This is a genomic window from Clostridium tanneri (assembly GCF_033659955.1).
Taxonomy (GTDB): domain Bacteria; phylum Bacillota; class Clostridia; order Clostridiales; family Clostridiaceae; genus Clostridium_AM; species Clostridium_AM tanneri.
In genome coordinates, this window is the sequence record NZ_JARUJP010000004.1 from 88,309 (window position 1) to 101,510 (window position 13,202).

Below are 13,202 nucleotides of genomic sequence, written 5' to 3' on the forward strand. Positions count from 1 at the left end.
AATATAGACAGAGAAAATAAAAAATAAATTGGAGGAATAAAAAATGACAATTACCCTTGAACAAATTGATTTATTAAGAAAAAGAGCTAATGTAGGTTATAAGGAAGCAAAGGAAGCCCTTGAAAAATGTAACGGAGATATAGTTGAAGCTCTTTCTTATCTTGAAGAGCAGAGCAAGATTAAGCCTGATAAAGAATCCTTTAAGGATTCAACCTTTGTAAAAAAGATGAAAAACCTAATATCAAAAGCTAATAAAATAAAGCTTGTAATATCAAAAAATGAAAAAACCATTTTAAATTTACCATCCACCGTAGCTGCAGTTTTCACTTTAGTTGCAATGCCATTGGCAGCAGCGGCAATAATACTGGCTGTAGTTACAAAATGCAAAATAAGGTTCTCTAGAGAAAATGGCGAAGATTACAGCATCAATAGTAAAATAGATAAGGTTACTAATGTAGTTAATAATGTAGCAGATAAAATAACAGAAGAATTTAAGAATGCTTAAAATGGAGCCTGCTTATGATATTTCATAAAGCAGGCTTAACTTTTTATGTGTTTTGTAATAATATTAAAGTACTAATACTTGAATTAGATTTAATGGTATATCAAATGGAGGGTATAAGATGGCTGGTGAAAAGATTCTTATTATTGAAGACGAAGTGAAAATAGCTAGATTTATTCAATTGGAACTTCAACATGAAGGCTATATAGTTGAACAAGCCAATGATGGTAGAGTGGGCTTAGAAAAAGCTTTAAAAGAAAGCTATAATCTAATAATACTTGATGTGATGCTCCCTTCCCTTAATGGAATGGAAGTGCTTAGAAGATTAAGACAAAACTCAGATACCCCTGTAATTATGCTTACTGCAAAGGATGAAGTTACAGATAAGGTAATGGGTCTGGATATAGGCGCAGAGGATTACATGACAAAGCCCTTTGCGATAGAGGAGCTTCTTGCTAGAATTAGAGTTGTCTTTAAGCATAAAAGCAGTCCTGCCGTTATTTCTAACACTATTACTATAGGCAAATTAAAACTAGATATAGATAAGCATACCGTTACCTACGATGACAATATAATAGATTTAACAAAAAAAGAATTTGATTTGCTTAATTATCTTATGATAAATAAAAATATAGCCCTTTCTAGAGAGAGTATTTTAGAAAAGGTTTGGGGATATGACTACCTTGGTGATACTAATGTAGTAGATGTTTATATCCGTTACTTAAGAAGTAAAATTGATGATAAATTCAACGAAAAATTTATTCACACCATTCGTGGAGTGGGATACGGATTTAAATATGAGTAAAATCAGATATATTTTTAATACATTGTTAAAAGCTATAAAATTTTCTCTCTTTGCAATAAAATTTCTGTGTAAAATAATTAGTAAAATTTTTGAAAGCATTTTGGAAAAACTTAGGTTTTCTATAACTTTTAAAATTACCGTCGCTTATGTACTTACCTTTTTAACTGTTTTTTTCCTGATGAGTGGGACTATATTAATTAGTTTTAAGTATTATATTGATAACGGTATTAATGGTGACTATCTATCTATTCTAGGTACCATTTTAATTGTCTGTAATATCACTGGGTTAGTTATCATTGCTGTAATCGGTGCAAGAGCTAGTAAAAAGTTTTTGTCACCAGTTGATACAATGACTAAAACAGTAAAGGAAATATCCATTAATGCCCTTGATAAAAGGCTTGATGTAAAAGGTTCTAAGAATGAATTAAAGGATTTAGCAAAGACCTTTAATGAGATGCTTGATAGAATTGAAATTTCTGTAGAACAGCAAAATCAGTTTGTTTCCGATGCGTCCCACGAACTTAGAACTCCTATTTCTGTAATCCAAGGGTATGCGAATCTTTTAGACCGCTGGGGAAAGGATGACAAAGAGGTGCTTCAAGAGTCCATTTCTTCTATTAAAAGCGAAGCAGAAAATATGAAAGAGCTAGTAGAAAAGCTTTTATTTCTTGCTCGAAGCGACAAGCATACTCAAAAGATTGAAAAACAACCTTTTATGATGGATGAATTAATTGAAGAAATACTAAGGGAAACGAAACTAATAGATATTAGTCACCATATAGAAAGTGATTATAATGAAAAATTTACCCTTTTTGCTGATAGAAAGCTTGTAAAGGAAGCTTTAAGAATATTTATTGATAACAGTATTAAATATACCCCTGAGGAAGGAACTATAAAAGTAGACTCCTACGTAAAAAGTACTACTGCTGTAGTAACCATTGGAGATACTGGTATTGGTATTTCAGAAAATGATCTTCCTAATATATTTAATAGATTTTATAGAGCAGATAAATCTAGAACAAAATCTAGTGGCGGCACAGGCTTAGGTCTTTCTATTGCTAAATGGATAATAGAAAATCATAATGGTAAAATAGATGTATGGAGTAAAATAGATATTGGAACAGTAATAAGGATAGAACTACCCTTGAGATAAAAACTAATGTTAGATTACTAGCATTAGTTTTTATTTTCTCAAGGTACATAGGTGTTCCTTTTGTTCTACTAATAATAAACCTTACTGTATAATAAACTTATTTTTTTATTTTTTTCATATTTTTATATTCATAAAATTCCCCATGAGTATTATCAATTCCATACTCAGGACAATATAGATAGTCTCCCACTATACTTATAGATTCCGCTGCACAGTCTGCAAGCTTAGTTTTGTTATTTCCGTTAACATCCACTTTGTAAATTGCCTGATCATACCAATCTTTATAATAAATCCAATTTCCTTCTACATTTAAACAGCTGGCATCTCCCCATTGGTGAAGTCCTCCTGGAAAGCCATCAGTAAGTTTTTGATCCTCTGCTCCATCTATCTTAACCTTCCGTATTTCATTAATTCGTCCGTTAGTACCATAATAAATCCAATCTCCAACTACATTGAAGGTTAGTGCATTTTGGGCTAATCTGGTGAATTGTTCACTGCCATCTAAACTAAATTTATATATAATGTCTTTATTACCATATTCGTTAACCAAACAGTATCCGTAATTTGCCACAACGTTAAAATATGCCTGGGAAGAGTTTCTTGGAAATCTATATACTTCTCCTAAACTATCGCCATTAATATTTAATGCATTAACAGAGTAATACCAGTTATTAGCCTCTGAATTACTGCCTTGACCAAGGTAATAAATTTTATCTTTATATACATTCAAAAATCTTAAATAGCTTTGCGCTGAAAACAAAGTAACTCTACTGCTTCCATCAATTTTTATTTTATTGATATATGATTTGTTCTTTTGATATGTTACATAATAAATCCAGTCTCCAACTACATTTATAAACTCAGCGTTATCCTCTGAAAGCTTGATACTTTCTGTTCCATCTGTTTTCATCTTATATAATTTGTTTCCATCATCAAAATTGCTATAATAAGCCCACTTCTCTTGAACAGCGTATCTGCCATAGTTAACGGTGTTTCCAGAAGTGTTTCCTACAGTATTGACTATGTTTTTAGATTGCTTATCAGATACGAGACCTTTTAAAATTTCTTTATCAGTTTCGGTGTAAAGGATTTGATGCCTGTCAGTTCCCCATAATCTTTTTACCTGTAGCGGTGCTGCATGAGTATCACAAACAGTAAAAAAGATTATTGATGCTGTAAATATTGCAAATGATAACCTCTTTTTTAACATTACAGTATCTCCCTAAAAAATTATAATATCTGTTAATATTATTCACCAAATTTACATATTATTAATAAACTTTAGAAACAAATTTTTGTGATAATTCATCATTATCACAGTTTTAAAATACATATTTTTATGACTAAAAATATTGATAATAGCAAACCGTCCCTACCAAATTACCTAGGTTGGATGGTATAATATGCCTATAAGTTTATCATAATAAAATTATAATTATTCACGGAGGTAATCTAATGCAAAAAGCAATAGAAATTCAAAATAACGGGCTAACTTTGAGAGGAATGTTACATATTCCAGAGATTATTAAAGAGAAAATTCCTATAGTTTGCATTTTTCATGGTTTTACTGATAATAAGGTAGGTCCTCATTTCATTTTTGTAAAACTGTCAAGGATGTTAGAGGCTAAAGGCATTGCCAGCATCCGTTTTGATTTTAGTGGAAGTGGAGAAAGTGATGGGGAGTTTGTAAATATGACCATCTCTAAAGAGCTTGATGATGCCAAAGCAATTCTTAATTATGCTAAATCTCTAGATTTTGTAGATACAAATAATATAGGCCTTCTAGGTTTTAGTATGGGTGGGGCTGTTGCAAGCATGCTTGCAGGACAACATAAAAAGGATATTCAAAGTCTTTGTCTATGGGGAGCTGCTGGAAATATAAAAGAACTAATCGCTCTAGGTACAAAAGAGGAAGAACTTGAAGAAGCACGTAAAGCTGGTTTTTGGGACGCTGGAGGCTTATTAGTAGGCGAAGATTTCTTAAAGGATGCTCTAAACCTTGATGTTTTTTCTCAAGCATCTCAGTATGATAGAAACGTTATGTTACTACATGGCTCTAAAGATCAGACTGTCCCTCCAAGTACCGCTGATAAGTATCTTGATATTTATGAAACTAAGGCAGTACTACATATAATTGATGATGCAAATCATAGTTTTAGTAATAAGTCCTGGGAAGATGAGGTTCTAGATTATTCTATTGGTTTCTTGGAAGGAGAGCTAAAGAACAGATAAGTAAATTGTACTAAAACTTAGTATGCTAATATGTACATGTGATGTAAATATACAAAATATTTTACTGTTAAAAGGTAATAGAAATTAGTCAAATAACCTTTTAACAGTAAAGTATTGCAGTATACATTTTATTTATATATACCTACCTTTAAAATATTTATATAATCATTAAACTCTTCCATAATCTTCTCTGCATCATTAAAAACCTCATCTGCAGGTTTATTTCTATATTTTTGAAGATACTTATTAGCAATTCCATCCATGAATATCATTATTAATTCTACTGCTTTTTGGGAATCTATATCCTTTCTAAATTTTGAAGTATCTATGTCTCCCATAATCAAAGGCATATGCTTAGCAAAAAGATTTTTATATTTTTCTGTAAGCTCCTCTGATAACTCCTTTGGCATATTGGAAACTGCTGAGAAAACCAACCTGCTCATGAGAGGTTCCTGATGCATTGTCTTTATTTTTAATACACTAAACCACATAAATCTCTCAAAAATGTCCTTTGGCTCTTCTTTTTTCATTAAATAGTATCTACTAGTCAAATCATTGACACAATAATCAAATACATATAAGAAAAGGCTTTTTTTACTTCCAAAGTAATGAAATAACAACCCTTTTGAAATTTCAGCTTTTTTTACTATAGAATTGGTAGATGCTTTATCATATCCATTTATTGCAAATTCCTCAATTGAGGCATCTAATATCCTTTTCTTTTTTTCTTCAGGTAAACTTTCAAACTTCTCTTTCAATTACATTCTCTCCTAATTTTTATTATTTAATTTTCATCCCTTCTGTAATATTATTATCCGGTTTAACTAATATTCTATCTCCTAGCTTTAATCCTTCTACTACTTCTACAGTTTTCTCACTCTCCAACCCCTTTTTTATCTTTCTTAAGGCAGCCTTCCCATTATCTGCAACAAATACTGAGGCAGTTCCTTTATAGTCAAATACAGCACTATCTGGTATTACTAAAGTTTCCTTTTTACTTTCTGTTATAATTTTAATATCTAAGTCATATCCAGGTTTTATCACTCCTATATCCCCAACAATTTCAATAGTAACAGCTACTCTTTTTTGATTTACTCCTAAGGATGAAGTTATAGTCCTAGCTTCCGGTGCTATCTCTACAACCTTTCCCTTTATAACTGAGTCACCTATTGGCTTTCCACTTATTACAACCTCATTACCTATTTTAACCTTATAAACGTCATCGGACAATATATTAGCTTCAAGTTGTAAAGCTTTAACGTCACCAATAACAAAGGCTGCTGTGCCAGCTGTACTCTGTGAGTTTTCTTCTACAAGTTTCTCAAGAACAACCCCATCAACCGTTGAAATAACTTTCTGCTTTTGTATTTCTCTTGTTACAGCATCCTTTGCTATTACTGCCTGCTGAAGCTGGGAGGAATACTGACTTTTAACATAATCCGGTGTTCCTTCTTTAACCTCCTCTAATGTAAAACTTGCAGACTTTAAAGCTAATTCTGTAGTTTTATACTCATCTTCAGCATTATTCAATTCCTGTTTACTTATACTTCCTGAGTTATAAAGTGCCTTTGCACTATTCAAATTTCTAGCTGCAGCTTCATATTTAACCTTAGCTTCATCTACAACAGTTTGTGAAATCTCAATTTTATTAGCATTATTTAGATTCTCGCTGCCTTGAAGTTGAGCCTTTGCAGCATCAATCTTGGCATTTGCTTCTTTAAGCTTCAGTTCTAAGCCTTCCTCATCAATTGTTAGTAATATATCACCTTTTTTTACTCTATCGCCTATATCTACTTTTATTCCATTTACCTTTCCTGAACCTTCAATATAAATTGTTTGCTTGCTACTACTTTTAGCAGTGGCAGTATCTTCAACATACTGCTTAATTTCTCCTTTTCCTACAACAGCAGTTTCTGCTGCTTGTCCTTTCTGAGCCTTTAGATATACTAATGAACTAACTAAGCATATTCCAATAGGTACAACTATCCAAAATAACCTTTTTCTTTTCATGTATTATTCACCCCTCTGAAAATATAGGATAGACTTATTAAAAGTGTTTTTAACTAGCAAAAATTAATAATGTTCTAGGATATAGCTACTCTCTATTCTTTAAAACCTCTATCATATCTATTGATTTAACTTTTTTCATTAAAACAAAATTGGTAAAGGTAGTAAAAAGAAGAGTAAGAATTACTGTAATAACATAAGTTTTAAGGTTAACTATATAAGGAATACTATAAGAATCTGTACTACTTGCTTCCATGATATATCCACCAAGCCATCTTCCTAGTGGTAATCCTATAACTATTCCAAGTATAGTAATTATATAATTCTCATTAAAAACTAGCTTCTTAATTTCTTTATTCTTAAATCCCAATACCTTTAAGGTAGCCAATTCTCTCTGTCTTTCAAAGATATTTATAGTAGCAATATTATATACAACAGCAATAAGTAAAGATGCTGACAGTATAATTAATACTGCTATAGAGGACTTCATAGCTGCCATGTTTTTCATCAGTGAATTTTCAGAATCAGCCTTTGATTCTACAAAACTTACAGCAGGCATGTCTTTTAGTTTTCCCTTAACTTCTTCTTCAAAAACCTTATTATCTAATCTTAGCACGGCTGAGTTGGCAATTCTTCCTTCTCCTAACAGAACATTTAAATTATCCATAAAACTATAGGTGCTTGAGCCAACATATTGGACTACAGTACCTTTTATTATTACTTCTTTTTTTTCCTTTCCTGGAAAAAAGAATTTTATATATACACTCTCCCCTTGCCTTGCACCAATAATATCCGCCATCCTTTCCGGTATAAGCAATCCTCTCTCCGGTATAGTTACAGGTTTACCGCTTTTATCTTGTACCTTGTATATTTCTGGTTCTTTAATAAGTGCAGTAAATAAAACATTTTTACTTTTCCATCCATTAGATAGTTCTATTCCCGTTTGGAAAATTGGCTCCATATATTTTATATGGGGAATGTTCTTAATTTTATTTAACTCATCAGTATTTATCAGTTTTGAAAAGTTAACCTTGATATCGTAATTTTGTATATTACTGTATTGCTGGTTTATCATAAAGTCTATAGAATCCTTCATTCCTAGAGAGATTAAAAGTATTGCAGAGGAAAATATTATTCCTAAGGAGGTTAGCAATGCTCTTCTTTTATATCTTAATAAATTCCTTAATATTATTTTCCATAGGTAGCCTATATTTTCCCATAATATTTTGATTTTCTCTATAACTATCTTTTTTCCTATTTCCGGCGATTTTTCTCTCATAGCTTCACTAGGCATAATTTTAAAGGCCTTTTTACAGGAATTATATCCTGCTAGTAAACAGAAAAATAAGGTAGCTATAGAAGATGGGATTACAAGCCCTAAATAAATCTTTGCATTTGCTAAGGGTAAATGGAAATATTGATTAATGAGTTTTGTAAAGCCTATTCCCATATAGGTTCCAAGTATAGAACCTATAACACTACCGACAACTGCAATAATGGCAGAATAACAAATATAGTAAAGAAGTACTTGTATATCTGTAAAACCCAGAGCCTTTAGTACTCCTATTTGTACCCTTTGATTTTCTACCATCCTTCCCATCATAATATAAATAATAACCGCTGCAACAATGAAGAATATAATTGGAAAACTGCTTCCCATGGCTTGCAGCTTCTCAATTTCTTCATTTAGCATCATAGTACTCAGATGCTGCTTCCTATCAATAACACTTTTCACGCCAAAGTCTTTCAAACTTTTTTCAATATCCTCTTTTACAGTTTCTATGTCACTATCCTTAGATAATGAAATAGAGAGACTATTTACATAACCTTTATATCCTAAAAGAGCCTCTCCTAAGGATTGTTTGATATATATAATTCCAAACTTTTTGCTATCTGGCATTAATTCACTAGCATCCCTCAAGGTATAAACAAATTCTGGACTTGTCACTGTACCTATAACCTTTATCTTTACCTTGTTTCCATTTATCACTGGGTAAATATAATCTCCAATATTCAAGTTGTGTGCTTTAAAAAACTCTTCTTGTAAAAGACATTGATTACTTTCTTCTTGAGAAAAATATCTTCCGGATTTCAATACTATATCATTTACAATATCCTTCTTCACATCAGGAAGAGTAACAAATCTTAAGGTTGCATTTTCTTCCGAAATATTTATACTGTAATCCTGAATGATTCTACCTGTTACATTCTTTATGTTAGGCAACTTTCTAACCTTTTCTTCAATATTTAAAGGTGCTTTGTATAAATCCACCCAAATATCTGCTAGCCTGTACTCTTTATAGTACCTTTCACTGGAACTAGAAAGATTTCTAAACATTGCATTTATACTGGTATAAAACATAACTCCCAAAACTACAATAATTAGGATGGAGATGAATTGTCCTTTGGACTTTTTAATATCTCTAAGTAAGTTTTTGAATAATATGTTCATTACCATTCAATCCTTTCAGGTGGTTCTGGATTATCATTAACAATTACCTCTTCTACAGTACCACTTCTAACTTTGATAACCTTATCCGCCATAGCTGCAATGGAAGCATTGTGTGTAATAACTATTATTGTCTTATTGGTGGTTTTATTAATATCATAAAGTAGCTTTAAAATTAATTTTCCTGTGCTGTAATCTAAAGCCCCTGTAGGCTCATCACATAAAAGCAATAATGGATTTTTTACAAGAGCTCTCCCTATTGCCACCCTCTGCTGCTCTCCCCCTGAAAGCTGTGCTGGAAAATTTGATGACCTTTCATTTAATCCTATCTTTTCGATAATTTCTCTTGGATTCAAAGGATTATCACTAAGTCCCGTAACTAACTCAATATTCTCCAATGCCGTGAGGTTAGCCATCAAGTTATAAAATTGAAATACAAACCCTATATTTTTTCTTCTATACATAGTCAGTTCATTATCTGAATACTTTGTTATATCTTTTCCCTCTACATAGACCTCACCTGAGGTAGGTCTATCCATTCCGCCAATGATGTTTAACACCGTGCTTTTTCCAGACCCACTTGGCCCAAGTACTACAACAAATTCTCCTCTTAGTATCTCAAAATTTATTCCATCTGACGCCTTTACTACTATTTCCCCCATGGTATATTCTTTTATAACATCCTTAACTACAACTATAGGATCTCCCATTCTATATCACCCCCATATGAATTTTGACCCCATGGTCAATGATTGATAATATTATGCGCTATTTTGACCAGGTAGTCAAGAGTTAAGGAGATAGTTTATTATTTTTCTTTAAAATGCGAGGGACGTTTCACTACTATACTAATGTAACCGCAATAGTTGACTAAAACTTTTGTTGCCAATTGCATACAACCAAGTAGTAAACCATCCCTTAAAACTAATAAGTAATGACCCTCTCCAAAGTATTAATTTACTGATAGCATAAGCTGTGCTAGCTTCATCATTAGACTTAGTTATATCTTCCACGTTACTATATATTCTTCATTGTTCATATGGCTTTTAGTTTCTAATTCTTCAACAATCCAATTTCCACTTAAGCCCAACTCCTTGGCTGTCAACTCAAAATGACACATAGCAATACCCATATCTATCCTTTGTATATCAAAGCCCAAAGCTCTTCCATATCCTTTGGTAGGCGAAAGATAGAAGCGAAATTTATTCCCATCCTTTATTATTCTCCAGGGCTGCTTATTAGAAGCTGATGGAGCAAGACGAAGCATTTCAAGCGGCATAAAATAATCTCCTGCACATTCTTTGCTTAATGGATTATTAAAGCTTTCATTGTAGAAAAGCTCCTTCCAAGACTTTCTATTTTTTGAACCAGAAGCAAATTTAAGCACAGAATCTACAAAACTGCTTTTCTCACTAGCATATCCTATTGGTGTTACTATTGGGAGAAGTTCTTCTTCCGCCAGTGCTATGGCCTTAGCAAACTCACCTTTCTTAAAGGTACCACCTAACCAACAGGTTCCTAGACCTAGAGAAGTAGCATATAGTATGAATTTTTCAAATTCATATCCAAGCTCTTCCATAGCTCTGTCTCCTTTTTCTACTGCTGCTGCCACGAAAAGTGAAGCTCCCTTTATAACTCCATAGGTGCCAAGTTTGATATTAGAGTTAGTAGAAATAGTTTTGCTATTTATTAATTTAAACCTAACCTTTCTGCTAAAAGGACCTCTTAAATTATCAATGAATGTAATCAGCTCCTCTTCCATTTCTTTTGCAATAGACTTGCTTATATATGTTCTAACAGAGGTTCTCTGCCTTATAATATCATAAATTGGCCTGCTAAATATCTGATCTTGTTTTTCTCTCATAATATTTCTCCTTTCATAAATTTGCATTCTACTTTGCATCTTCCCACTCTTTCCATACATCCGGTTGATATCCTACGGTAGCCTCCTTTCCATTCCGAACTATAGGTGTTTTATATAGCTTAGGATTTTTAAATAATAGTTCTTCCTTTACACTGCTGGTTCTGATATTTTCTAAATTTAATATTTTATATTCCTTTGCTTTATTATTTATAAGATTATTTAGACCTACTGAAGATTTTACACTTTCAAATTCTCCCTTGCTTAGGCTTTTTTCATTTAAATCTACAAGTTGATATTTGATTTTTCTTTCTTTGAAATATCTTTCAGCTTTTTTAGTATCAAAACATTTCTTTGCACCAAATATTTGAATATTCATTTATACACACTCCCAACTATATCCTAACTAAGCTAACATCAGTCTTATATTTATACTTATATAATAGATACATATAATCAATAGTTATAGTGAACTCTCCCCCACTTTAGAAGTGGAGACTTCATAAGACTTAAAAATCTATGCAATCCTTATTCTTATAGGCGTATCCACTTCGCCACTACTGTATAGGACTTGTGAGTCCACAACGCTACTTTTCTTTAATATGTTTAATGCTCCATTAACATCAGCATTTAGGTAATATCCATTTTTAGTTTTATACAATCCTCTTTTTATTCTGTTACCACTAAAAATTATATCTGTTGGATTATCTGCATTGTATTTAGGTATAGTATCATTGTCAAAAAAACTTTCCCTTGAAGTATAGCTTTCTTCTTGTTTTACAAAGTTAACTCCATATAGCCTACAAAGGTATTCTAACTTTTCTTTTATATCTCCAACTGGTATATTAACAAAGTTCTGATTATTAATTTTACCTAAATTACTATCCTTTTGAAGTGTTTCATTATATCCAATTACTAGGTTTCCTATATTGTTTCCTAAGCAATAATTAATGATATATCTACAAGTCTTATTAATATAATCATTTACTTTATTATTTCTGTTGTTTCTTAATATAGACTGTTTTTTAGTAGTTCCCTTAGTTCCTTGTAAGTCCTTTATGCTTTGTAATCTACTATTTTCTTTATTAAACCATTGATTAATAGACTTTAACTTTCTTCCATCTATGATAAATGTTTTTCCTTCACTTGTTACACAAGTAGCAAGATTATTAATACCTATATCTATTGCAAGTGCTTTTGTTTTATCTAAATCCCTTTGAGTTTCAACTACTTCATAGGTATATTGAATTTCAAAGAACCTTGCATTATCTTTAGGTATTATTCTAATCTCTTTTATTTTTTTATCTAAAAGTATGGGCGGTATTTTAATTTTAATAGGCTTATGAGTCTTTTTATAATTGTTTGAATAAGGAATAATTAGTTCATTATCCTTTACCCTTACAAAACCTATTACAAGAGTTGCAAAACCATCTTTTTTAAGATATTTAGGTAGTTTAATTGCTCTAAAATCATATGTACCCTTTTTTGCAAGTTTAATTAGTCCAAAAAATGACTTAAATACTCCATCTACTTCTTTTAGAATTTGTTGAGCCATGTTACTGTTTAGTAATTTATAATTTTCATTACTTTTACAAATAGCATAGTTCTTTTCATAATTAAGATATTCCTTTTGTTCAAGGTAATATTGTCTTACATTATACAAACCATAGTTATATAGATTTTTAGCAATATGAGATAACTCTCTAATATTTTCATAGTTTTCTTTAGATAGTTTTTTCAACTGTTGTTTTACACATAGATACATCTTTACTCACCTCGCTTTCTATTTATATTATGCCATATTTTTACTATTAATTGTAGTATTTAGTAAAATATAATATCACGATATACACGCAGGCTTACATCCTCCACCTGTAGAGGATGGGGTGTTACGCCTTATTAGATAAAACTTTTCTCTGCAAAAATAAATACCTAATTTTAACAAAAAGGGGCTGTCGCACTAAAATAATTAATGCGACAGCCCCTTAAAATCAACCCATATGATAAGAACTATGTTATCAAGTTTAAGATTAACTCATTTCCAAGATGCTTAACAAAAATCTAAATACTTTGCTTATATACCTTCATAGTAATTATGCAGTTATTTTACTTTATTAAATTTTTATATCTTATAGCGTAAATACCTGTTGATGTATTTTTATTCTTTAAATTTTCATAAATGTTCCAATACTC

Annotated in this window: 12 protein-coding genes; 4 read left to right on the forward strand and 8 right to left on the reverse strand. The window is 31.4% G+C overall.

Annotated elements, in window-relative coordinates; translation table 11 throughout:
* Nucleotides 1–43 precede the first annotated feature (43 nt).
* The 3 genes from P8V03_RS04895 (at nucleotide 44) to P8V03_RS04905 (ending at nucleotide 2,460) form a co-directional block, all read left to right on the forward strand.
* Nucleotides 44–505, forward strand: a complete 462-nt coding sequence (locus P8V03_RS04895; protein WP_318796991.1) for a DUF4342 domain-containing protein — start codon at nucleotides 44–46, stop codon at nucleotides 503–505.
* A 118-nt stretch (nucleotides 506–623) separates the two neighbouring features.
* Nucleotides 624–1,307, forward strand: a complete 684-nt coding sequence (locus tag P8V03_RS04900; RefSeq protein ID WP_318796992.1) for a response regulator transcription factor — start codon at nucleotides 624–626, stop codon at nucleotides 1,305–1,307.
* On the forward strand, nucleotides 1,300–2,460 hold the full coding sequence (locus P8V03_RS04905; RefSeq protein WP_318796993.1) for a sensor histidine kinase: 1,161 nt from the start codon (nucleotides 1,300–1,302) through the stop codon (nucleotides 2,458–2,460). The genes P8V03_RS04900 and P8V03_RS04905 overlap by 8 nt, the downstream gene beginning before the upstream one ends.
* A 97-nt stretch (nucleotides 2,461–2,557) precedes the next feature.
* Here P8V03_RS04905 and P8V03_RS04910 read toward each other — a convergent pair whose 3' ends face one another.
* On the reverse strand, nucleotides 2,558–3,670 hold the full coding sequence (locus P8V03_RS04910; protein WP_318796994.1) for a DUF5050 domain-containing protein: 1,113 nt from the start codon (nucleotides 3,668–3,670) through the stop codon (nucleotides 2,558–2,560).
* Between the two features lie 245 nt (nucleotides 3,671–3,915).
* Between P8V03_RS04910 and P8V03_RS04915 the strand changes: the two genes are divergently transcribed.
* The gene (locus tag P8V03_RS04915; protein WP_261673477.1) at nucleotides 3,916–4,692 is read left to right on the forward strand and encodes an alpha/beta hydrolase; all 777 of its coding nucleotides are present in this window, start codon (nucleotides 3,916–3,918) and stop codon (nucleotides 4,690–4,692) included.
* 128 nt (nucleotides 4,693–4,820) lie between these two features.
* Here P8V03_RS04915 and P8V03_RS04920 read toward each other — a convergent pair whose 3' ends face one another.
* The 7 genes from P8V03_RS04920 to P8V03_RS04950 form a co-directional block, all read right to left on the reverse strand.
* Nucleotides 4,821–5,450 (reverse strand): TetR/AcrR family transcriptional regulator, encoded by a 630-nt coding sequence (locus P8V03_RS04920; protein ID WP_261673478.1) that lies wholly within the window; start codon nucleotides 5,448–5,450, stop codon nucleotides 4,821–4,823.
* Between the two features lie 22 nt (nucleotides 5,451–5,472).
* Nucleotides 5,473–6,702, reverse strand: coding sequence for an efflux RND transporter periplasmic adaptor subunit (locus P8V03_RS04925; protein WP_318796995.1), 1,230 nt, complete (start codon nucleotides 6,700–6,702; stop codon nucleotides 5,473–5,475).
* An 85-nt stretch (nucleotides 6,703–6,787) separates the two neighbouring features.
* Nucleotides 6,788–9,151 (reverse strand): ABC transporter permease, encoded by a 2,364-nt coding sequence (locus tag P8V03_RS04930; protein ID WP_318796996.1) that lies wholly within the window; start codon nucleotides 9,149–9,151, stop codon nucleotides 6,788–6,790.
* Nucleotides 9,151–9,858 carry an ABC transporter ATP-binding protein gene (locus P8V03_RS04935; protein WP_318796997.1) on the reverse strand — a complete coding sequence of 236 codons (708 nt, stop codon included), beginning with the start codon at nucleotides 9,856–9,858 and terminating at the stop codon, nucleotides 9,151–9,153. The genes P8V03_RS04930 and P8V03_RS04935 overlap by 1 nt, the downstream gene beginning before the upstream one ends.
* 290 nt (nucleotides 9,859–10,148) lie before the next feature.
* Nucleotides 10,149–11,012 (reverse strand): nitroreductase family protein, encoded by an 864-nt coding sequence (locus tag P8V03_RS04940; RefSeq protein WP_318796998.1) that lies wholly within the window; start codon nucleotides 11,010–11,012, stop codon nucleotides 10,149–10,151.
* A 28-nt stretch (nucleotides 11,013–11,040) separates the two neighbouring features.
* On the reverse strand, nucleotides 11,041–11,388 hold the full coding sequence (locus tag P8V03_RS04945) for an arsenate reductase family protein (RefSeq protein ID WP_318796999.1): 348 nt from the start codon (nucleotides 11,386–11,388) through the stop codon (nucleotides 11,041–11,043).
* A gap of 138 nt (nucleotides 11,389–11,526) precedes the next feature.
* Entirely contained in the window at nucleotides 11,527–12,774 is a 1,248-nt protein-coding gene (locus P8V03_RS04950) for an RNA-guided endonuclease InsQ/TnpB family protein (RefSeq protein ID WP_318797000.1), read from the reverse strand.
* Nucleotides 12,775–13,202: the final 428 nt, after the last annotated feature.